This is a genomic window from Gallaecimonas kandeliae, assembly GCF_030450055.1.
GTDB classification, from domain to species: domain Bacteria; phylum Pseudomonadota; class Gammaproteobacteria; order Enterobacterales; family Gallaecimonadaceae; genus Gallaecimonas; species Gallaecimonas kandeliae.
On sequence record NZ_CP118480.1, the window covers coordinates 3,359,766 to 3,384,181 of the forward strand.

Below are 24,416 nucleotides of genomic sequence, written 5' to 3' on the forward strand. Positions count from 1 at the left end.
TCAATTACCTCCTAAGGCATCCTGCATATCTTTAACGAGATTTTCCGCTGCAGCTTTATCCCCTGGAGATGCATCCGGATTCTTTTTTAACCAACTGTTAAGGAATGTTATAGCATTCTCTGCCTTCTCCGAGTGTGTCTTACCTTTCACTGTTTCACCGGTGGCACGCTCGTATCTAACTGCATCTGCCGTACTTCCAACACCAATAGTAGCATTATCTCTATATAGCTCACCTATGAAGGACTGCAACGTAGAGTCCTTCACAACCGGTTTTTCGTTGTTTCGAATAAGCTCGTCTTTATAACTTTCAAAGGTCAGGCGGCTAAATGGAGAGCTGTATTTCTCTCTCTGGTTTAAATACCCAAAATCTCCCTCAGCATCGTAAGACCCATTATTACCACTGAAGTTAAGGCTGACTTTTTCCTCTTTCTTGAAGAGGCTAGGTAGCGCCTTGAGGCTAGGTAGTGCTTTGAGGCTGCCTGCCGCGGCATCTAGCCCTTCGAGGCCTGACGCGAAGGCTGCCACATAACCAAAATACTCTTGCTGTTTTAATGCCGTCTCCCCTGCCATAGAGTCAGGCATACCGAAGCCTTTCCCTTCCCCTATCAATGAGTTTGTTTCAAACGGATTTTTCAATGTTAGCAGGCTCACTGCCAATCCGGACGCCGACAAATTATTTGCCAACTGGGCGGACTCATACATTGAGTTGATAGCCCCCTTCAGGTGCCAACTGGCATAATCACCAGCGTCGCCGCTCCTGACAACATTGGCACCCGCATCCTGATAGAGTTGGCCTAACTGGTAGCTTTGAGCCTCAGTTCCGTATTGGACTTCGTCATTAAAGTTTGGCGTGCTGAAGACATCCGCATCATGACTGTAAGCCCCCACCCGGTAATCCACAGCCCCTTGGTCAGCCGAACTCTGGAATACGCTATCTAATCCATTGGGATCGTAAGAGTGTTGGCTGCTTGGCAGATCAGGTGATTCACCAATGGCCGGCAAATCGAAGGACACACCGTTGTCCTTTGCCCATTTGTCATTTTCTTGCTCATCTTTTACAAATTGGGCTTCCTGTTTTTCACCTTCGGCTTGGAGACGAGATTGGATGCCCGCCGTTACAGCATCGGCATTACCATTCTTGATGTTGAGACTATCCGAATTGACTCTTGCATCCCGCTCTTCTGGCGGCATGTCAGGAAAGTATTCATCGTAGAAATCGGTAAGGGCTTTTTTGATATCGCCCCCTGTTTCCACGACTGCCTTGATGGAAGTGCCAAAGTCTTTTGCGATTTGGGCACGCCCCTCCTCACTCAACAACCTGTGGTCCAAGGTGACATCCACATCCCCCTTGCTGCGGTGGATGCTGTAGAAGTCCTTGTTTTGTTTGTCGGTGTCGCGGTTGAGGCCGGCGACATCGTCGCTGCTGCCGCCGACGCTGACACTGCCCTGGCCCAGGGTGGCCAAGGTCTTGCTCTTGTCGTAGTCGCTGCTGTTGTGGACCCCCAGGTTGCTGGTGTTGGCCTGGATGTCGTTACCCTGGCTGTCCTTGGGCTTGACGGCGTTGCCGCCACCACCGATGGAGACGCTGGTGCTGAGGGACAGGCTGTTGCTGGTCTGGTAATGGCTGTCGGTGAGGTTGGTGAAGTCCAGGGAGCCGGTGCTGAGGTTCAACAGGCCCAGATCCTTGCCCTGGTCGTCCACAGAGGCGATCAGGGAGCCGTCCAGCTGGGTATGGCCGCCGACGTCGATGTTGGTCTGGCCACCGGCGGTGATGCTGGAGAGCACCGTTTCCTTGTTCAGGTAGCGGCCGTTGCTGACGTTGAAGCCGCCGTTGGCCCCCGCGACCCCGGCGGTTTTACCTACGACCATGGCACCACCGGATTGACCCTGCTGGGTCAGGAAGCTGCCCGCCTTGTTGAGGGTGCTGTTTTCTTTCGCCGCGACACCGTTGAAGCTGACGCCGCCACTGAGGCCAAAGCCGTGGTTGGAGCCTGAGGCCCGGTTCTGCATCGAGGTCAGGGTCAGGTCGCCACCGATGTTGGCCGTCAGGCTGTTGTCGGCACGGATGTTGGCCCCTTCGAGGTCGGCGTCACCCTTGACGTCCATCAGCAGGTCACCGGCCTGGAGCTGGGCGTTGCTGTAGGTGGTGCTGTGGTCCCGCTGCTGGCTCTGGTCGTAACTGGCGTTGACCGCAGGGCCGCCGGCGGCAGCCCCCCAGACGGTCTGGCTGATATTGACGTGGCCATGCTGGCTGCTGCTGCTGCTGTCGCTGGTGCTGACGCCGGCCTGCATGTTGAGGGAACCCACATCCAGGTTCATGCCGGCGGCGGCGCTGATGCCGGAGCCCTGCACCAACAGCTGGCCGTCGTCGGCGGTCTGGATGGCGACGTTCTGGCCGGACAGGGTGGAGCCGACCGAGGTGGTCTGATCCAGCTGGCTCTTGGTCTTGGTGGCGTCGATATCCAGCTGCACCCCGGCGTTGAAGCCGTAGGTGGCGGTGCTGCTGGCCGCCGTGGCCGTCTGCTGGACCAGCAGGGTGATCTTGCTGGTGAGGTTGGCGCCGGCCAGGGCTATGTCGCTCAGGTACAAGCCCTTGTCGTCCGCCAGGCTGTCGATCTGCTCCTGGAGATCGTCGATATCGCCCTGATTGACCCCCGGCTCGCCGTTGGCCAGCTGCTGCTTGAGGCTGGCGAGCTGGTCTTTGAGCTGGTCCTGTTGGCGCTCGTATTCCTTGTAGCTGCGCTTGGCCTTTTCCACCTGCTTGCGGGCGTCGTTGACGGCTTTGGCCGCCAGGGCGACTTCCGCCGCCTGGTGGGTGACAAAGACGCTGACCTCGGCCTTGCCGTCGGTGCTGCTGCTCTGCTGGGTCAGGGTGTTGATGGCATCCGTTACCAGCACGCTGCCGCCGGCCTTGATGGCCAGGTCACCTTGGCCGCTGCCGTCGGCGTCCGCCACCAGGTCGCTGCCCTGGACCTTGACGTCGCCGGAGCCGTTGAGCCAGATGTCGCCCTTGGCCTGGACCTGGCTGCCCTTGTTGGTCAGGGTGTCGGTGGTGGTCTTGGCCTGGTGGTAGCTGGCGTCCGCTATGGTGATGGAGGCGCGGCCGGTTTTCTTGGACTTGTCGTAGCTTTTCTTCAGGTAGGCCACGGGGTCGGAGAGCATCTTGGCCATGTCGCCGAGGCCGACGCTGAGCTGCTTCTCGTCGTGATAGCTATGCTCGGATCCCTGGGCGGCCAGGAAGGCGAGGTCGCCGATGTCGGTGCTGACCGAGAGGCTGCCCCCTACTGCCAGGTCCGAGCCCACCACAGAGGCGCTGCCGGCATCGATGATGAGGTTGCCGCCGGTGGTGACGCTGGCGCCGTTGGCCGTGACCTTGGCGTTGCCGTCCAGCTTCTCGGTGCTGGAGAACAGCTTGCCGCCGGAGAAGAGGCCACCCGACTTGCTCTTATGCTCGGAATGGCTGCTTTCGTCCCCGGAGGAGATCAGCAGGTCGTTGAAGGCACTCAGCTTGGCGCTGTCGCCGGCGTTGAGATCGCTGGCAACCAGCTTGAGGTCGTTGCCGGCGTTCACCAGGATGTTGCCGGTCGCGTTCAGGCTGGAGCCCTGCAGCAGGGCGCCTTGCTCCAGGTCGTCCTTGGCCTTGGACCTGAGGCCGCCAAAGCTGCTCTTGCTGGTGTGGCTGTAGTCGTAATCCTGGTAGGTGCCGGCGGTGATGTTGACGTCGTTGCCGTTGGCCACGATGTTGCCGCCGGCCTTGAGGTTGGCGCCGACCAGGGTGACATTGCCGCCGTCGAGGAGGCCGAGGTTGCCGGCGCTGTCCTTGCCGGCGTTGAGGAGGATGTCGCCACCGGCCTGGACGCCGCTGCCTTCCAGGGTTTCGTGGAGGCTCTCGGTTTCCTTGACCTTCTTGGAGAAGAGGTGCTTGCTGGTGGTTTTGCTGGCGTCGTAGTGGGACTCGAGCACCGCATCCAGGTTCATCTCGTTGCCGGCGGCCAGGGCGACGTCCTGGCCGGCGCTGAACTGGGCCCCTTGGGAGTCGAGGTCATGACCGGCGCTGACGCTGAGGTTGCCGCCGGCGTTGATGTCCACCACGTCGTAGCTGACATCTTTTTGGATGTCGTAACCGCCCTTGGAGTGGCTTTCGTGGCCGCTGACCTTTTCGATGGCCTGCAGCTTCACGTCGTTGCCGGCGTGGAGGCTGATGTCGCCGTTGGCGGCCAGCTTGGAACCTTGCAGGTCCAGGTCGTGGCCGGCGTTCATGGCCAGGCTGTTCTGGGAGACGATCTGGGAGGCCTTGCCTACCGAAGTGACCGTCTGGTTATTGTTGCCATCGCCCAGGGTGAATTGCTGGTACTCGGTGCGGTTGACGATGTCGCCATGGGTGGCGGTCAGGGAGACGTCGGCCCCCTGGATCAGGCTTTGGTTGTTGAAGATGTTCTGGCCGGCGGTGAGGTCGAGGCCTGCGCCCGCCACTATGTCGCCGTTGTTGTTGATGTTGTTGCCGACATCGGCAAAGAGATCGCCACTGGCATTGAGGGCGGTGTTGTTGTTGAGATCCCCAGCCAGTTTCAGGCCGATGTTGGCGCCAGAGAAAACACCGTCATTGTTGAGATTGCCGGCCAGCAACGTCAGGTCGCCAGTGGTGAGGCTGCCCAGGTTGTTGAGATCCCCCCCCAGCTTGATGTAGCTGTCGCCCCCTTGCAGCTTGCCGGCGTTGTTCAGATCGCCGCCGAGATCCAGGAAGAGGCCGCCCTGGCCATTGAGGCTGCCGAAGTTGGTGTTGACAAGGTCGCCGTTGCTGGCCAACGCCAGCTGGCCGCCGGTCTTGATGCCGCCGTTGTTGATGATGCCCTGGTCGGCTTTGATGGCGATATCGCCACCGGCGGCGATCAGATCGCCGTTGTCCAGCAGCGCCAGGTTGTCCAGGCTGGCATAAAGGGCCTGCTGGCTGCTGTCGATGGCAGAGCCGTCCAGGCCCATGTCTTCGGTCAGTACCCTTATCTGCTCGTCACTGAGGATGATCTGGTTGGCCGCGGTCTGGGCGCCACTGGATGCCGTGTAGACCTCGTCGTTGGCGGCATCCTGGTGTTGCTGCTGTTGGCGCTGGTCTTCGCCTTTGACGACCTTGGCCGGATCGACCCCCAGTTCGTCCTGGAACTCGCCTGTGTTGTAGTAATTGCCTTTGCTGAGGTACTGGGAACGGGTTTCGGTGCTGTAGCCGGGGCCTTGCACGCTGTAACCGGTATTCAGGGCCAGGTTGCCCTGAGCAAGGCCGCCCGCCCCTGCCGGCGCTGAGCCGCTATCGCCTTCGGCACCCACGGCATAGGCGTGGGCCATACCGCTCTTGTCATAATGCTTCTCATCAGCGGCGGTGAGCTGCCGATCAGCAACGGCACGTTGCAGGCCTTCCCCCTGCTGTGCGTAGGCAACACCGTCTTTCGGCGCCTGGAGGCTAATCCCTCCCTGGTGACCTTCTGGGATCCCGGCAAGGGGGCCCTGCTTGTCGATAGTCAAACCACTGCGCGACCTTTCCTTGCCGACGATGTCGTTGGCATCGGCCTTGCCGTAGGCCAGGAGGCCGGTCAGCTGCGTGCTGTCGCTGCCAAGGGCATGGTCCTTCGGCGCCGTACCCGACTTGAGGGTGCCGTCCTTGCCGATATCCAGATCGCTGCGCGACCTTTGCCTGCCGACAATGTCGTTGGCGTCGGCCTTGCCGTAGGTCAGGAGGCCTGCAAACTGGGCGTTGTCGCTGCCAAGGGCATGGTCCTTCGGTGCCGTGCCGGATTTGATGTCCCCTACAGGTGCCTGCTGCCCGCCGGTTACCGGCTCGGTGGAAGCGAGCGCGGCCTTACCGACCAGGGCGAAGCTGGCGTCTTGCTTGCCATTATTGGGGTACTCGGTATGGACCAGCCCGTCTTTGCCTGGCCCTGCCACCGCCACAGGCTTGAGCGCAGCAGAGAGGTTGCCGCCACCGATGGCGGTAAGGCTGCCACCAAGGTTTTGCTGGCCTACACCGCCAGAACCAGCCACTGGCCCCTGGTTATTCCCAGTCAGCGCCTGATCGGCCCCCTTGGAAATACTGCCGGAGGAATGGTTGCCCAGGTTGACCTTGTTGACACTGGCGGTAGCACCAGAGACGGCACCAGCGCCGGTGCCCCTGCCGGCACTGCCCTGGGTCCCTGAAGAAGTGGTATTGATGGCGCCGGGGAGGGTGCCGGCGTCACCGGCATTGTCGAAAGTGCCGGACAGGTTGCCAGAGATGCTACCGCCGGCGGAAATGCCGCCGAAGGCGCCACCGGTGTAACTGGTCTCGTGGTAGCTATTGGTCTGGGTAGAACTTACAAAATTATAATCGCCTGGCTCATCACAGGAATAGGGGCCATGATTGGGCTCGTAATGTCCTTGCTGGCATTTCCCGTCATATTGATCGTTATAAACAGTTACGTCTTTTTCGACCTTGTTCTGTGCCGACGTGTTGGTGAGATTACTGCCTGATATCAGCAGGTCAGCACCAGCCACAATGGTGCCGTACTCGTTGGTGATATCCCCTCCGGTGAGGGACATGTTGCCGCCGGAAATGATGCGGGCGTCCGGTCCTGTCGCGGTGGCGGTGTAGGTGGTGGCGACGACGTGATCGCGTTCCACATTTAGTGTGAACAGCGTCGGACTCATGGCTGATCCGCCCGGATCGCCGCTGCCTTCATCCCACTCACTAACACTGCCTGAGGAATAACTGACACCTGAGCGTTGATTCAAAATGGTATCGGCGGCCAGGGTCAGGTTGTGCCCGGCAGCTATGGTGGAGCTGATATTGCTGATGGAGCTGGCCTTGTTGCCGCTGCTGTCGGCGGCGATCAGCATGTCACCGGACGAGTAGATGGTGCCGTTATTCTGGTTCTTGACGATACCGGCCAGGGCCAGCAATTGGCTGCCGGCGTAGAGGAAGTTGTTGTTGGTCAGGCTGCTGCCCTGCAGCTGCAGGGTATTGCCGGCGGCTATGGTGCCGTTGTTGTTGATGGTGCCGCCTTTAACAACGAGGTTGCCGGCGCCACTCATCTGGCCACCGCTGGCATTGGTGACGGTGCCTGAGAACTGGAACTGGCTGGTGCCGCTGCCGCCTTTGAGCTTGCTGTTGTTGGTCAGGTTCTTACCTGACAGCAGCAAGGCGCCGCCTGTGGCCAGGGTGCCGTTGTTGGTCAGGTTGCCGGTCGTGCTGAGGCTGAGGGTGCCGCTGGCGCTGAGGTTGTCGGCACTGCCCAGGGTGATGTCATTTTTTGTCGACAAGCCCACATTGGCACCGTTGATGGTGCCGATGCGGGTCAGGGTGTTGAGGGTAGCGACGATACTGGCATCGGACTGTAAGGTGCCGCTGTTGTCGAGCGCGTCTGCATTGACCGAAAGCCCGGCCTTACCGCTGGCCTGCCCCTGGTTGCTGTAGGAGCCCTTGACGGTAAGGCCCAAGGTGCCGGCACGACTGCCCAGGGTACCGCTGTTGGTGATGGACCCCACATCCAGGGCGGCATTGCCGGCGGCGCTGAGGGTGCCGGCATTGCTGAGATTGCCGGCGACCGTCGCGCTCAGGTTGCCGTTGGTGTTGATCTGCCCACCGCTGGCCACAGTCAAGGACTGGTTGTTGAGGGTCAGCTTACCGCTGCCCACATGCACCAACTGCCCGTTGGCGTTGTTGAAGGCGCCATTGGTGATGACGGTCAGGTTGGCATTGTCAGAGGCGATGGTGCCGCCGCCGTTGCTCAGGCTCCCCGCCTGGATGCTGCTGCCGGAGGTGGCGCCTACGGCCAGCAGCTTTCCACCTGTGTTGGTGAGGCTAGCGGTAGCCGTCACCTTGAGCTGGCTGGCGGAAATACGGCCAGCGCTGTTGTCCAGGTTGCCTGTGACAGCCAGAGTCGCCGCGCCATTGGCGATGATGGCCCCGCCTTTGTTGGACAGGTTTCCAGACCCCGTACTGAGCGACAGGTTGCCGGCGCTCAGGATCTGGCCATTGTCGTTGTTGGTACTGCTGCTGGTCAGCTGCAACCCGGAGCCCGCGGCCTGGATACTGCCCTGGCTGTTGTTGAGGGCACCGACCTTGATAGTGGCAGCCCCGCTGCCGGCACTGATCAGCTTACCGCCTTGGTTGTTAAGGCTGGCGGCGGTCAGGTTCAGGCTGTTGCCCTGCATGATGCCGGTGTTGGTGACGCCGCCGCTGGTATTCACGGTCAGGCCGGCGGCCGCAAGCAGGGTACCGCCCAGGTTGTTGAGGCTGGTGTTGACCAGCAAATTACCACCCGTGGCCAGGTAGTTGCCTTTGTTGGTAAAACCGCTGCCCGTGAGGGTCAGTTGTTTTTGGGCATAGAGGCTGCCGTTGCCGCTGATGCCGTTGTAGAGGGTGGCACTGCCATTGGTCTGAATGCTGCCGCTGTTGGTGACAGTCCCCTTGTTGCCCAAGGTCAGGCTGCCGTTCCCCTTGTGGATAACGGCGCCGCTGTTGTTCAGGGCGCCATTGAAGGCAAGGTTGGTACCGTTGCTGTAGAGGGTGCCGGTCGCCTGGTTGGTCACACTGGCCAGGTTCAGGTCCAACGCATTGCTGGTGGTGCCCACGGCGGCAACAACGCCGCTGTTGTTGAGGGACTGCCCCTGCATGGACAGGCTGTTGGCCTGGATAACACCGGCATTGGTGGCGGTATTGAGGCCTTTGAGGGTCATGGCCTGGCTGCTGAGCACGGCATTGGCCTGGTTGTTCAGGGTAGCGCTGGCAATGGTGAGGGACTGCTGAGCCTGGACGCGGCCGCTGTTGGTCAGGCTGCCCAGGGTCAGCGTCACGTCCTTGGCAGAAACAACGCCTTTATTGGTCAGGCTACCGGCGGTAACGGACATGGGGCCTGAGGCGGCGTAGAGCTGGCCGCCGTTGGTCATGGCGCCAGTGGTCTTGGCGGTCAGGGCGCCGGCGCTGTTGATCTGGCCGGCATTGTCGAGAGTCCCGGCGGCCAGGCTGACACTGCCGCCCTGGAAGGTGCCGTTGTTGCTGATATGGCCCAGCACGTCCAAGGCCAGCTGCGCCTGTGCCACTACAGTGCCCTGGTTGTCGAGGCTGCCGGCGTCCAGGGTCATGGCGCCATTGCTGCCGATGGTGCCGCTGTTGGTCACGCCTTGGTCGACCTTCAGGGTGAATTGCCCTGTTCCCAGATGCACCAGTTGGCCGCTGCCGTTATTGAGACTGCCCAGTGCCAGCTGCCAATCCTTCATGGATGTGCTGACGAGCCCTTTGTCGTTGTTGAGCGTGGCGATGTTCAGCTTGAAGTCGCCGTCGGCAGTGCCACCGCTGTAAATCAGGCCCTGACTGTTGTTGACATCGGTGCCGGTGACAGCCAGTTGGCTGGCAGAGATGGCACCCTTGTTGTTGTTGATGGCGGCGGCAGACAGCGTCAGCTGATTGCCCAGGAGTTTCCCTTGGCTGTTGTTCAGATCGCCGGTGCTGGTAACGCTCAGGGCATTGCCCTGGACCAGGCCACCGAGGTTGTTGAGGGCCCCGGTGCTGGTGAGGCTGACATTCCGGGTGCCGGCGATTTGGCCGCCTGCATTGGTGATTTGGCTGCCCGCGAGGGCAAGGTCACCGCTCTGGCTGAGCAGGGTGCCGGCGCTATTGTCGATGGCACCTGTGGCTTTGAGGTTCAGGTCGCCGCTGGCCAGCAGGGTGCCGCCGTTGGAAAGGGTGTTACCGGAAACAAAGAGGCCGGCGGCGCTCTCGATGCGGCCGCTGTTGTTCAGGTCGCCCAGGGTGGCGTTGAGGCCGGCCGCTGCCGAGAGCAGGCCCTTGTTCTGCAGGCTGCCCGCCTTGATATCCAGGCCGCCGGCGCTGGCGATTTGCCCTTGGGCATCGTTGCTCAAGGGGCCGGTCAGGTTAAGGTTCAGGGCATCGGCTTGTTGGCCCATGGCCAGGAGAGAGCCACTGCCGTTAGCCAGGCTGTCGGCAGTCAGTGACAGCTTCTGCTGGGCTTGAATAACACCGTTGTTGGTAACGTCGCCGGCTTTAAGGACTATGTTGTTGGCACCGAGCTGGCCACTGCTGTTGCTCAGCAGTGCCGCTGTGAGCTGCAGATCGCCTTGCGAGATCAGCTTGCCGCTATCGTTGTTGAGGATGGCGGTGAGGCTCAGCGGTCCCTGGCCCTGCAGATAGATGCTCCCTTGCTGGTTGGCAACGGTGTTGGCCGTTACTGACAACCCGCCGCCGAGGCTCTGGATGGCACCATTGCCATTGTTGAGCTGGCCACTCAGGTTCAGTGCCAGGCCTGTCCCGGCCGACACCACGCCGCCCTGGTTGTCGAGGCTGTCGGCCTTGACCGTCAGGGCCTTGCCGGCCTCGATGAGGCCCGCCACGTTGCTCGACTGGCCGCCGCTCAGGCGCAGATCGCCCTCGGCCTGCAGCTGGCCACCGTCGTTGTTCAAGGCGCCCTGCTGCTGCACGTCACCGCCGCTGTAGACCAGGCCCTGCTTGCTGCTGAGCCCGGCCAGCTGCAACAGCCCCTCGCCCAGCAAGGCCACCTGGCCGCCGTCGTTGTTCAGCGCCTGGTCGAGGGTCAGGGCGGTGCCCGCACTCTGGATGGTGCCGCCCTGGTTGGAGATGGCTTGGCCGGTGCTGATCTTCAGGCTCTCACCCGCCGTGCCCGTGGCCAGCAACACCCCTTGGTCGTTGTTCAGCTGGCCGGCGCTCACCGTCAGCTGCTCGCCCCCCAGTTGGCCGCTGTTCTGCAGGCTGCCCGTGACGGTGGCCGTCACCTCCTGCCCTTGCAGTACGCCGCTGTTGACCAGTTGCTCCGCCGTTACCGTCAGTTGCTGGCTCGCCGCCACGGTGCCGCCGTTGTTCAGCACGCCGCCGCTCAGCTGGACACTGCCCCCTTGCAGCACGCCCTGGTCGTTTTGCAGTTGGCCGGCACTGACCTCCAGCCCCTGTGCGGCCAGCAGCTGGCCCTGGCTGTTGTCGAGCTTGCCGCTGATGCTGGCCTTGACGTTCTGGCCCTGCACCGTGCCGGTGCTGTTGTCCAGCGTGTCGGCCTTGAGGCTCAGCTGCGCACCGCTCAGCAGCTTGCCGCCCTGGTTGTTCAAGGTGGCGGCGGTGACGCTGACATCACCGCTCCCCTGCAGGCTGCCACCCTGGTTATCCAGGCTGCCGGTGCTGTGCACGGTCAGACCCTGCTCGCCGTGGATCAGGCCCTGTTTGTTGATGAGGCTGTCGCTCTCTATCTGGCTGATGCCGAGCACCACCAGTTCGCCTTGGCTGTTGTCCAGGCTCGCCGTGTTGATCTGGCTGTTGCCGGCACTCTCGATATGGCCGCCGTTGCGGATGGCGCCGCTGCTGAGCAGCAACGACTGCCCTGCGGTCACCTGGCCGCTGTTGGTAAACTGCGTGCCGCTCAGCTGCAGGGCATTGCCCGACAGCTGGCCGCTGTTGCTGATGTCGCCGGCCAGAGTCAGGCCGTCCTTGGCGGCCAGCAGCCCGCCGTTGCTCAGCTGCTGCGCCTGCAGCCCCAGTTGCCCCAGGCTGCTGAGCTCCCCGGCGTTATCCACCAGGCCGTCGACGGCCAGGGCCAGGTTGCCGGCGCTGGACAGCTGGATCAGCCCCTGGGCGCCGTTGTGCAGGCTGCCCGCCTTGAGCTGGGCGTCGCCGCCGCTGAGCAGCTGGCCGTTGCCGTTATCCAGGGCGCCAGCCAGGGTCAGGGTGGTGCCGTTCACGCCCACCACGTGGCCACCGTCGTTCTGCAGGCTCTGGCCATGCAGGCTGAGCTGGTCACCGGACAGCTCACCGCCCCGGTTGTCCACCGCCCCCGCCTGGACCGACAGCCCGCCTTGGCTGGTCAGCAGCCCTTGTTGGTTGTCCAACAGGCCGGTATCGACACTGACCTCGGCCCCTTGCATCTGCCCGCCGGCATTGCTCAGCTGCTGGCTGGTCACCGTCAGTTGGCCGCTGCTGGCCACGACCCCTTGGCTGTTGTCCAGGTTGTCGGCCTGCAGCACCAGGCTGCCGTTGCCGCTGTGCAGCCACTGGCCGCCGTCGTTGCTCAGGCTGCTGGCCTGCAGCTGGCCGTCGCCGCCGTGGGCGATCAGGCCCTGGTTGTTGTTCAGGCCTTGGCTCAGCTGGATGGACAGCGCGCCGGCGCTGCTCAGCTGGCCGCCTTGGTTGTCGAGGCTGTCGGCCTTGACCGTCAGGGCCTTGCCGGCCTGAATGAGGCCCGCCACGTTGCTCGACTGGCCGCCGCTCAGGCGCAGATCGCCCTCGGCCTGCAGCTGGCCGCCGTCGTTGTTCAAGGCGCCCTGCTGCTGCACGTCACCGCCGCTGTAGACCAGGCCCTGCTTGCTGCTGAGCCCGGCCAGCTGCAACAGCCCCTCGCCCAGCAAGGCCACCTGGCCGCCGTCGTTGTTCAGCGCCTGGTCGAGGGTCAGGGCGGTGCCCGCACTCTGGATGGTGCCGCCCTGGTTGGAGATGGCTTGGCCGGTGCTGATCTTCAGGCTCTCACCCGCCGTGCCCGTGGCCAGCAACACCCCTTGGTCGTTGTTCAGCTGGCCGGCGCTCACCGTCAGCTGCTCGCCCCCCAGTTGGCCGCTGTTCTGCAGGCTGCCCGTGACGGTGGCCGTCACCTCCTGCCCTTGCAGTACGCCGCTGTTGACCAGTTGCTCCGCCGTTACCGTCAGTTGCTGGCTCGCCGCCACGGTGCCGCCGTTGTTCAGCACGCCGCCGCTCAGCTGGACACTGCCCCCTTGCAGCACGCCCTGGTCGTTTTGCAGTTGGCCGGCACTGACCTCCAGCCCCTGTGCGGCCAGCAGCTGGCCCTGGCTGTTGTCGAGCTTGCCGCTGATGCTGGCCTTGACGTTCTGGCCCTGCACCGTGCCGGTGCTGTTGTCCAGCGTGTCGGCCTTGAGGCTCAGCTGCGCACCGCTCAGCAGCTTGCCGCCCTGGTTGTTCAAGGTGGCGGCGGTGACGCTGACATCACCGCTCCCCTGCAGGCTGCCACCCTGGTTATCCAGGCTGCCGGTGCTGTGCACGGTCAGACCCTGCTCGCCGTGGATCAGGCCCTGTTTGTTGATGAGGCTGTCGCTCTCTATCTGGCTGATGCCAAGCACCACCAGTTCGCCTTGGCTGTTGTCCAGGCTCGCCGTGTTGATCTGGCTGTTGCCGGCACTCTCGATATGGCCGCCGTTGCGGATGGCGCCGCTGCTGAGCAGCAACGACTGCCCTGCGGTCACCTGGCCGCTGTTGGTAAACTGCGTGCCGCTCAGCTGCAGGGCATTGCCCGACAGCTGGCCGCTGTTGCTGATGTCGCCGGCCAGAGTCAGGCCGTCCTTGGCGGCCAGCAGCCCGCCGTTGCTCAGCTGCTGCGCCTGCAGCCCCAGTTGCCCCAGGCTGCTGAGCTCCCCGGCGTTATCCACCAGGCCGTCGACGGCCAGGGCCAGGTTGCCGGCGCTGGACAGCTGGATCAGCCCCTGGGCGCCGTTGTGCAGGCTGCCCGCCTTGAGCTGGGCGTCGCCGCCGCTGAGCAGCTGGCCGTTGCCGTTATCCAGGGCGCCGGACAGGGTCAGGGTGGTGCCGTTCACGCCCACCACGCGGCCACCGTCGTTCTGCAGGCTCTGGCCATGCAGGCTGAGCTGGTCACCGGACAGCTCACCGCCCCGGTTGTCCACCGCCCCCGCCTGGACCGACAGCCCGCCTTGGCTGGTCAGCAGCCCTTGTTGGTTGTCCAACAGGCCGGTATCGACACTGACCTCGGCCCCTTGTATCTGCCCGCCGGCATTGCTCAGCTGCTGGCTGGTCACCGTCAGTTGGCCGCTGCTGGCCACGACCCCTTGGCTGTTGTCCAGGTTGTCGGCCTGCAGCACCAGGCTGCCGTTGCCGCTGTGCAGCCACTGGCCGCCTTGGTTGCTCAGGCTGCTGGCCTGCAGCTGGCCGTCGCCGCCGTGGGCGATCAGGCCCTGGTTGTTGTTCAGGCCTTGGCTCAGCTGGATGGACAGCGCGCCGGTGCTGCTCAGCTGGCCGCCTTGGTTGTCGAGGCTGTCGGCCTTGACCGTCAGGGCCTTGCCGGCCTGAATGAGGCCCGCCACGTTGCTCGACTGGCCGCCGCTCAGGCGCAGATCGCCCTCGGCCTGCAACTGGCCGCCGTCGTTGTTCAAGGCGCCCTGCTGCTGCAAGTCACCGCCGCTGTAGACCAGGCCCTGCTTGCTGCTGAGCCCGGCCAGCTGCAACAGCCCCTCGCCCAGCAAGGCCACCTGGCCGCCGTCGTTGTTCAGCGCCTGGTCGAGGGTCAGGGCGGTGCCCGCACTCTGGATGGTGCCGCCCTGGTTGGAGATGGCTTGGCCGGTGCTGATCTTCAGGCTCTCACCCGCCGTGCCCGTGGCCAGCAACACCCCTTGGTCGTTGTTCAGCTGGCCGGCGCTCACCGTCAGCTGCTCGCCCCCCAGTTGGCCGCTGTTCTGCAGGCTGCCCGTGACGGTGGCCGTCACCTCCTGCCCTTGCAGTACGCCGCTGTTGACCAGTTGCTCCGCCGTTACCGTCAGTTGCTGGCTCGCCGCCACGGTGCCGCCGTTGTTCAGCACGCCGCCGCTCAGCTGGACACTGCCCCCTTGCAGCACGCCCTGGTCGTTTTGCAGTTGGCCGGCACTGACCTCCAGTCCCTGCATGGCCAGCAGTTGGCCCTGGCTGTTGTCGAGCTTGCCGCTGATGCTGGCCTTGACGTTCTGGCCCTGCACCGTGCCGGTGCTGTTGTCCAGCGTGTCGGCCTTGAGGCTCAGCTGCGCACCGCTCAGCAGCTTGCCGCCCTGGTTGTTCAAGGTGGCGGCGGTGACGCTGACATCACCGCTCCCCTGCAGGCTGCCACCCTGGTTATCCAGGCTGCCGGTGCTGTTCACGGTCAGCCCCTGCTCGCCGTGGATCAGGCCCTGCTTGTTGATGAGGCTGTCGCTGTCTATCTGGCTGATGCCGAGCACCACCAGCTCGCCTTGGCTGTTGTCCAGGCTCGCCGTGTTGATCTGGCTGTTGCCGGCACTCTCGATATGGCCGCCGTTGCGGATGGCGCCGCTGCTGAGCAGCAACGACTGCCCTGCGGTCACCTGGCCGCTGTTGGTAAACTGCGTGCCGCTCAGCTGCAGGGTATTGCCCGACAGCTGGCCGCTGTTGCTGATGTCGCCGGCCAGGGTCAGGCCGTCCTTGGCGGCCAGCAGCCCGCCGTTGCTCAGCTGCTGCGCCTGCAGCCCCAGTTGCCCCAGGCTGCTGATCTCCCCGGCGTTATCCACCAGGCCGTCGACGGCCAGGGCCAGGTTGCCGGCGCTGGACAGCTGGATCAGCCCCTGGGCGCCGTTGTGCAGGCTGCCCGCCTTGAGCTGGGCGTCGCCGCCGCTGAGCAGCTGGCCGTTGCCGTTATCCAGGGCGCCGGACAGGGTCAGGGTGGTGCCGTTCACGCCCACCACGCGGCCACCGTCGTTCTGCAGGCTCTGGCCATGCAGGCTGAGCTGGTCACCGGACAGCTCACCGCCCCGGTTGTCCACCGCCCCCGCCTGGACCGACAGCCCGCCTTGGCTGGTCAGCAGCCCTTGTTGGTTGTCCAACAGGCCGGTATCGACACTGACCTCGGCCCCTTGTATCTGCCCGCCGGCATTGCTCAGCTGCTGGCTGGTCACCGTCAGTTGGCCGTTGCTGGCCACGACCCCTTGGCTGTTGTCCAGGTTGTCGGCCTGCAGCACCAGGCTGCCGTTGCCGCTGTGCAGCCACTGGCCGCCGTCGTTGCTCAGGCTGCTGGCCTGCAGCTGGCCGTCGCCGCCGTGGGCGATCAGGCCCTGGTTGTTGTTCAGGCCTTGGCTCAGTTGGATGGACAGCGCGCCGGTGCTGCTCAGCTGGCCGCCTTGGTTGTCGAGGCTGTCGGCCTTGACCGTCAGGGCCTTGCCGGCCTGAATGAGGCCCGCCACGTTGCTCGACTGGCCGCCGCTCAGGCGCAGATCGCCCTCGGCCTGCAACTGGCCGCCGTCGTTGTTCAAGGCGCCCTGCTGCTGCAAGTCACCGCCGCTGTAGACAGCGCCTTGTTCGTTATTAAGGCTATTGAGGGTCAATAGGCCCTGCCCTAACAGCAAGACCTGCCCATGCTGGTTGAGTAGATCCTGGGCCAGGTTCAGCGCGGTGCCGGCGCTTTGGATAACACCATGCTGGTTGCTGATAGGCTGAGAACTGCCCAGAGAGAGACTTTCTCCCTCAGTTCCTGACGCCAGGATCTGCCCACCGTCATTGTTCAAGGTGTCGGCAGTGAGTGATACGTGCTCACCCACTATCTGACCGCCGTTGCTGAGGGTAGCCGCTACCTGGCCCTCGACGGCCTGCCCTTGGAGCAGGCCGCTGTTGCTCAAGCCATTGGCAGTGATAGCCAACTGGCCGGATGCGAGAATTTGCCCACTGTTATTGATGTCGTCCTGCTGCAGCATGACATCGCTGCCTTGCAGCAGACCTTTGCCATTGACCAGGCTGCCGCTGTTCAAGGCCAATTGCCCGGCGGCGGTGATCTGGCCTTGGCTGTTATCCAGCTTCCCGGTCAACGACAGTTTTACTTCTTGCCCCTGGATGATGCCGCTGTTGTTGGCCTGCCCACCCTGCACCGCCAAGGCCCCATTGCTGACCAGGCTGCCTTGAAGGTTGGTTAATTGGGTACCTGTGACCGCCAGGCTTTTTCCGCCAAAGATCAGGCCAGTGTTGCTCAGGCTACCGGCATCGATTTGGCTGACACCGACAGCCATGATTTCACCTTGGGCATTGTTCAGCGCTTCGGTGCTGATCTGGCTGCTGCCACCACTGCCGATATGGCCGCTATTGATGATATTGCTATTGTTCAGCAGCAGTGACTGCCCAGCATCCAGCTTCCCACTGTTATTGAGGCCGGCACCGCTCATGGTCAGGTTCTGGGCCGAGAGCTGGCCGCTGTTGGAGACGTCGGCATCCACGGCTAGCGCATCATTGGCAGCCACTAATCCCTGGTTGTCCAGTTGGTGGGCGACGAGGCGCAGTTGCCCCAGGCTGCTGATCTCTCCCTGGTTATCCAAGAGGCTCTCGACGGCCAAGGCCAGGTTGCCGGTGTTGACCTGTTGAATGACCCCCTGGGCGGCGTTGCTGACCGAACCGGCGGTGATGCTCGCCCGGTCGCCTCCCAGCAGGATCTGGCCCTGACCATTGTTCAAAGCGCCGGACAGGTTAAATTCCGCACCTGTCGAACTTTGAATGACACCGCCATCATTCAACAGCGTGGCGCCCTTGAGGCTGAGTTGCCCGGCGCCCAGCGCCCCGTTTCGGTTGTCGGTCTGTGCCACTGCGGCTGTCAGCATCGATGTGCCGAGAAGTTGCCCCTGCTGGTTGTTGAGGGTGCCAAGGTCAAGATTGACGGTATGGCCCTGGATCTGGCCATTGGTGTTGGCCAAGGCATTGCCCTTGATACTCAGCGTATCGCCGGATTGGAGCAGGCCCTGGCTGTTGTTAAGGGAGGTTCCATGATCGGTGATCGCCAAGCTGTTACCAGACAATAACTGCCCGTGGTTATTGTTAAGGGCACTCTCGGTTGTCAGAGACAGGCTGTCTGCGGCAGAAATGACGCCACTATTGTTGAGTGTTGAAAACTTACCCGACAGCCCTGTGGCGGCCAAGGTGCCACTGTTATTCAACTCAGATGCGTTTAAGGTCAGGTTGCCGGCCTCAATGCGCCCTGCCGTCTGATTGGCCAGTGTATCTGCCGTAATAGAGGCGTCGTTGGCGGCCTGAATGATGCCGCCGTTGTTGGTGATCTGATGAACCTGGGCATTCAGATTTGAGGCAGACAGAATACCTGTGCCGTTGTCGAGGTTGGAAAGGTTCAGCGCCAGGTCACCGTTGGTCACCAAGGTGCCTTTGTCGTTGAATAAGGATTGACCGCTTACCGTCAACCCTGACTGCGCACTTAGCTGACCCGCATTGTTGTTGAGTTGGGAAACACCAAGGACCATGGCGCCGTTGGTCTGCACTGTGCCGGCACTGTTATCCAGGCTGCCTGTCACGTTTAAGGTGAGCCCCCCCTGCCCCAGGTGGGAAAAGGTGCCTCCGGCATTGTTGAAGCTATCGAGCGTCATCCCAAAATCGGTGGACGACACTTCAACCAAGCCCGCGTTATTCAGCGCACCCAGCGAGAACTGGGCAGCGTCCTGACCATAGAGCAAGACCTGCCCGCCACTATTGTTGGTAAAGCTGTTACCGGACCAGTTGAGGGCGGCAGCCGAGTAAATCTGGCTAGCATTGACCAGGCTGTCGACACTAAAGCTGGCTTGGCCCAGGGCCACCAGATTGCCGTTATTGTTGAGGGAACCAGCTGAGACAGTGCTTGTCCCTCTGCTGTACAGCGTGCCGGCATTGTTGACGATGGCGTTCCCTGACAAGGCCAGCTTGCCTGCGCTGTCAGACTGGTAAATTACCCCGCCATCCAGGGAAAGGTCATTGGCAGAGAGCGTCAGATCACCGCCCTGTACCTGGCCAGATATATTCAGGTCGGTGGCATCCAGGCTGAGGTTTTTGGCATAAAGCGTACCCGCCACATCGGCGCCATTCGCCTTTATACCCAGACCTCCCGCCTGGATAAGACCAGGGTTCAACAGCTGGTCAGCCTGGATCTTGGCCAAGGTCGCAGCGGCGATCTGACCACTGTTGTTTAATTGACCGCTGACGACCAGGTTCAGCAAACCGCTATCGTTAAAGGTGCCATCGGTGGCCAAGCCAGCGAAAAGGTTACCTGTCTGTGTAACAGAGCCGGCGTCAATGTTGACGGTACTTGTGCCAGCCAACAATCCTGAGTTTGCCAGGTTGCCAGCAGCTGAAATAGTGAGATTGTTCGCATAGAGGGTGCCAGTGTTTTCAACCCCGGCGGAGCGTGACCTGACGGAGTAGCTGCCAGTCCCCTGGGTATCTTTCAGCCGGATTTGTCCATCTGCATCCAGCTCCAGATCTTGAGCTCGGATCACCCCCTCGCTACTGACACCAAGGCCTTTCTCGGTGCCGACCAGCTTTATGCTGTTGGCATACATGCCGCCCAATGCAGAAACGTCAAGAGAGATGGACGGGGCATTGCTTGAATTATCAACCGATGCCATTCGGTTAGATTGGTAATCGAAATAGTCGTTGCCGGTAAACAAATTAAGCTTGTTGCCATAAAGTGCGGCATTGACATTGATTGCCCGGCTGAGCAGGTCAAAGCGATCGACAGCAGAGGCATTTAACCCTGAACCAGAGATGGTGATGCTGCCAGGCCCCATGTTGAAACCGGCAATACCGCCTTCAACCATATCGGGGGAGCCAGTTACGAGAGACACCCTTGGTGTATTGATAAAGCCACAACCGCTACAAGTGATGCCGTTAGGGTTAGCAAGAATAAACTCGGCAGCGTCGCCTGCCACTTCGGTGTAACCAAGCAGGCTGGATGAGTGGGTACCGGTTACCTCGTTGAGGATGATTTTTGCCGTGCCCCCGGCAAGCTGCCGGTTTCCGTCCAGCCAGCCGCCCAACTTAGACACCGTTGGTTGGTAACTGTTGTTAAAAATGGCACCTTCAGTGCCGACATTAAAATCGGTAAATTGATTATGGGACACCCCTTTTTTACTCGGTGCCACTATATCGTATACGGGAGTGCCGTTGGCTGATTTGGTCACTATGACTTGGTTGGCAGCTACCGTGGAGGCCGGCTGACTGGTGCTAGCCGCTGTAGCTGCAGCCAACTGCTCAGCAGCGATCCGGTGGGATATGGCAATATCTTCAGGCATTCGAGTGATATTAGCGGCAGCTGCCACCATGGGATTGCCAAGAATCACTCCAATCAGCAGATATGATGTAGCTATTCGCAGTTTTTCCTTAATCATCATATACCTGAAGCTCTTATTTAAAAATTAAACCTGGCGGATGCATAAAACTCATGCTCACCAGCAACAAAAGAATTTGGTTTGTACAAAGCCTTGGAGTAAATCAAGTCCAATGACAAACGTGGCCCCATCAGCTGCAAGCCAATTGACGCCCCTGCCAACGCCTTATTTCCGGAACGTTCGTTATTTTTAGCTCTTACAATGCCAGAATCTAAAGCGCCATAAACTCGAACTTTTCGGACCAAACTGTTGTCGGCAGGGAATATATGACCCACTTCATTGCGAACATATCCGCCTTGATGCCCAAATAAACTGTTACCATTAAAGCCTCGAACATCATAACGGCCGCCGATGGACACACCTTCGGATGCGATAATGTCATCATGAGAATACAAGTACATACTATTGAGTTGATAGTCGAATTGACCAAGACTTGTATCAAGAGGTTTTTGAAAAGAAGCCGCCACACTGTATTTGTCAAACTGGTAGGCATCTTCGGCCGCCACCACCTTGGTGGTAGCTCCCCACCACGACAGGCTTTTATCCCACTTTATTCCCAAGGATAAAGCGCCACCATCATCCAGATAACGACTATAATCCAGTCCTAGAGAAAAGATATAAAGAACACGACTGGAGCTTTCAAGAAACACATCTTCAATGTAATTCTTAGTCTGTTTGCGCGTTATTGAGCCTGACGCCTTAAGTTTATCTCGCTGACCACGATAAAGCATGTTGGCAATAGATAGGTTGTTGACCGTTGCCGAGCCATGGCTTAGGAAGTTTACAACCTGCCCTCTAATAGCCTGCTCATAATCGAAGTAACTACTGTTCAAGCTAAAGAGCCAATAACCAAATGGGACACTACCAAAAAATGAGTAGCTATTGGACTGAGCGTGAAGATCGTGATGACCGATTTCTGTGGAGGCGGAAAAAAGCAGGCTGTCATTAATACCTAAAATATCATCGACGGCCAGGTTTCCATCCAGCTGCATGACATTAAAGTCATCGGTTTTCTTATTGGTCAGGCCTACGCTTCCGCGCCACCACGGTTGTAAGGCATTTCTAATCGAAACTGTACTGGTGCCTTCTGTATCTCCAGGAACCAACTCCATCGTGGCATTATTCATTGGAAGACGATTCAGTTGTTCCAAACCTTGCTCTAAATTGCGGAGGTTCAGTATCTCGTCGTTTCCTGTCGGAAAGGCCATTGCCAGCTGCGTGCTTGTCAAATGCTGGTCGACGGATAGGAGATGATCAACCTTCCCCTCTATAACGGTAATGACCAAAGTGCCACTAGCGAGATTTTGAGGCTTGACATATGCCCTAGAAGTGATCAGGCCTTTTTCGATATACAGGCTGGTGACAGCTTTAATAACAGACTGGATTTTGTCCAAACCAAGGCACTTGCTTTCGTAGCTTGCTTTGAACTTGCCCAGATCTTTTTTGGAAATCCTAGTTATGCCTTCAAATACCAAGTGATGGATTGTGAAACAGCGTTTGTTGGCTTCACCTTGCGCTTCAGTTGCCTCTCTCTTGTTAAGCTCTTGTTGCAAGAAAATGTCGGGGGCAACTTTGTAGGGAGCTTGCTGTTGGCGCAGTCTATCCTGTTGTTTTTTCAGCCATTGCTCTTGGTCATGACGGGGCGGCGCAGATGTAAGGCTTACATCTGCGGCATATGATGATGAGAAAAAAAGAAGAAATAGAAGAAAAACAGACCCTGGCCAGTTCCTTGGCAAAACAGCTTCCATGACCTTAATCGACCTTTCACAACCACCTAAAACTGACTAGGCGACCGCCACGATACAGAACATAAATAAGCCTTGCAAATTTTTTGCGACAAATGCATAAGTGCCAAAAAATGACGAACATTACTGAAAACACGGGTGATTTTGCCACTTACAGCCAGCAACCACCTGCGTATAAAGGGCTAAGTCCTCTCATTGACATTCCGGCATGCAGACATGCTGTAGGCTCGGGTTTGACCCAACTCTGTATTAACGCTGCCAGGCCCCGAAAGAGGGCCATTGCCAATTCAACCGGCACCAGACATGAAAAAAGGCGCCCTTGGGCGCCTTTTCCGTACCGGGCTGACAGCCTGGCTTTACGGCCTGGCAACGAAGCCCAGCACCTCGTAGACCTTTTTGAGGGTGGCTTCGGCACGGGCGCGGGCCTTGTCGGCGCCGTCGCGCATGATGGCATTCAGTTGGGTCCTGTCCTCACGCAGCTCCTTGTAGCGGGCCTGCACCGGCTCGATGAGGCTGACCACGGCGTCGGCCACGTCGCCCTTGAGGTGGCCATACATGCGGCCATGGTAGTCCGCTTCCAGCTCGGGCATGGACTTGCCGGTGATGGCGCTCAAGATCCCCAGCAGGTTGGAGACACCCGGTTTGGCGTCGACGTCGAAGGCGACGCGCGGCGGATCCTCGGAGTCGGTGACGGCGCGCTTGATCTTCTTGGTGATCACCTTGGGATCTTCGAGCAGGCCTATGAAGTTGCCCTGGTTGTCGTCGGACTTGGACATCTTCTTGGTGGGGTCCTGCAGGCTCATCACCCGGGCCGCCACCTTGGGAATGAAGGGCTCGGGCACTGTGAAGACGTCGCCGTGGAGGTTGTTGAAGCGGGTGGCCACGTCACGGGCCAGCTCCAGGTGCTGCTTCTGGTCATGGCCGACCGGTACCTGGTTGGCCTGGTAGAGCAGTATGTCGGCCGCCATCAGCACCGGGTAGGTGAAGAGGCCGGCGTTGATGTTGTCGGCGAAGCGGGCAGACTTGTCCTTGAACTGGGTCATGCGCGACAGCTCGCCGAACTGGGTGTAGCAGCTCAGCACCCAGGCCAGTTGGGCATGTTCGGGCACATGGGACTGGACGAAGACGGCGGAGCGGGCCGGGTCGATGCCACAGGCCAGGTAGAGGGCCAGGCTGTCCAGGGTGGCCTCGTGCAGGCTCTTGGGATCCTGGCGCACCGTGATGGCGTGGAGGTCGACGATGCAGTAGAGGCAATCGTAGTCGGACTGCATCTGGTCCCATTGCCGCAGGGCCCCCAGGTAGTTGCCAAGGGTAAGCTGGCCGGACGGTTGAGCGCCGCTCAAGACAATGGGTTTGGACATGACTCTTCCTCTTGCAGGGGCGCAAGTGTCAGGAGCGCCGCTAACGAATCGATTTGATGATGGGGCTGGCAAAGGCCGATATCTTCCCCGTAGTTGTAACCGCCCGTCAAGCCGACGGCCAGGCAGCCGGCCGCCTTGGCGGCCTCCACGTCATTGCGCGAATCCCCCACCAGCACCAGTTCTTCTGGCGCCAGCTGCCAGCGCTCGCAGAGCCAGGTCAGCGGCAGAGGATCGGGCTTCTTTGCCGCCAGGTCGTCACCGCAGAGCAGCACCTCGAAGTGGGGCTCCAGCCCCAGGCTGCGCACCAGGGGGATGGCGAAGCAGCGGGCCTTGTTGGTGACCATGGCCAGCCGGTAGCCGCGCCGCTGGAGCTCGACCAGCACCGCTTCGGCATCGGCCAGCAAGGTCGAATGGACGGCCAGGTTTTCTTCATAGGCCGCCTCGAACAGCGCCTGGGCCTGGGGCGAATAGCCCAGCTCGACCGTGGCCCGTTCCACCAGCGTCTTGACGCCGTTGCCGACCCATTGCCCTACCCTGTCCTCCCCTACGGCCGCCAGCCCCAGCTGGCGGCGCATGGCGTTGGCGGCATAGGCGATATCCGGCAGGCTGTGGACCAGGGTGCCGTCGAGATCGAAGGCGACCGCTTTGATCACGCGCCGACCTTGGCCAGCTCGGCGCGCATGGCGTCGATGACGCTCTTGTAGTCGGGCTGGCTGAAGATGGCGCTACCGGCCACAAACATGTCGGCACCGGCCTCGGCGATGGCGCGGATGTTGTCCACCTTGACGCCGCCGTCGATCTCCAGGCGGATATCGCGGCCGCTTTCCTGGATGCGCTGGCGCACCAGGCGCAGCTTGTCCAGGGTGCCGGGGATGAAGGACTGGCCACCGAAGCCGGGATTGACCGACATCAGCAGTATCACGTCCAGCTTGTCCATCAGGTGGTCGAGGTGGTGCAGGGAGGTGGCCGGGTTGAACACCAGGCCGGCCTGGCAGCCGCTGTCCTTGATGAGGCCGACGGTGCGGTCGATATGCTCTGAGGCCTCGGGGTGGAAGGTGATGAGGCTGGCGCCCGCCTTGGCGAAATCGGGGATGATCCTGTCCACCGGCTTGACCATCAGGTGCACGTCTATGGGAGCTGTGATGCCGTAGTTGCGCAGCGCTTCGCAGACCAGGGGACCCACTGTCAGGTTGGGCACATAGTGGTTGTCCATGACGTCGAAGTGCACCACGTCGGCGCCGTCGGCCAATACTTTGGCCACGTCTTCGCCCAGGCGGGCAAAGTCGGCTGACAATATGGAAGGGGCGATCAGGAAGTCTTTCATCTGCGGGCTCCAGGTTCAGTTGGCGCTATTGTAAACCAAGGCGCCGCCCGGTTCATTGGTGCCGAAGCGGCGCTCTGCTACCCTCAGCGCTAGGTA

5 protein-coding genes and 1 pseudogene are annotated in these 24,416 nt (G+C 60.9%); all 6 read right to left on the reverse strand.

What is annotated here, in order from left to right:
* The 6 genes and pseudogenes from PVT67_RS16635 to rpe all read right to left on the reverse strand — a co-directional run bounded on the left by PVT67_RS16635 (position 1) and on the right by rpe (position 24,320).
* On the reverse strand, positions 1-18,720 hold the full coding sequence (locus tag PVT67_RS16635; protein WP_301495596.1) for a beta strand repeat-containing protein: 18,720 nt from the start codon (positions 18,718-18,720) through the stop codon (positions 1-3).
* 288 nt (positions 18,721-19,008) lie between these two features.
* A pseudogene (locus PVT67_RS18840) lies at positions 19,009-19,893 on the reverse strand (filamentous hemagglutinin N-terminal domain-containing protein); the annotation flags it as partial.
* A gap of 17 nt (positions 19,894-19,910) precedes the next feature.
* Positions 19,911-21,638 (reverse strand): ShlB/FhaC/HecB family hemolysin secretion/activation protein, encoded by a 1,728-nt coding sequence (locus PVT67_RS16640; protein WP_301495598.1) that lies wholly within the window; start codon positions 21,636-21,638, stop codon positions 19,911-19,913.
* A 353-nt stretch (positions 21,639-21,991) separates the two neighbouring features.
* Entirely contained in the window at positions 21,992-22,996 is a 1,005-nt protein-coding gene (gene trpS / locus PVT67_RS16645) for a tryptophan--tRNA ligase (protein WP_301495600.1), read from the reverse strand.
* Positions 22,975-23,649, reverse strand: a complete 675-nt coding sequence (locus PVT67_RS16650) for a phosphoglycolate phosphatase (RefSeq protein WP_301495602.1) — start codon at positions 23,647-23,649, stop codon at positions 22,975-22,977. The genes trpS and PVT67_RS16650 overlap by 22 nt, the downstream gene beginning before the upstream one ends.
* Positions 23,646-24,320 carry a ribulose-phosphate 3-epimerase gene (gene rpe, locus PVT67_RS16655; protein WP_301495604.1) on the reverse strand — a complete coding sequence of 225 codons (675 nt, stop codon included), beginning with the start codon at positions 24,318-24,320 and terminating at the stop codon, positions 23,646-23,648. The genes PVT67_RS16650 and rpe overlap by 4 nt, the downstream gene beginning before the upstream one ends.
* Positions 24,321-24,416: the final 96 nt, after the last annotated feature.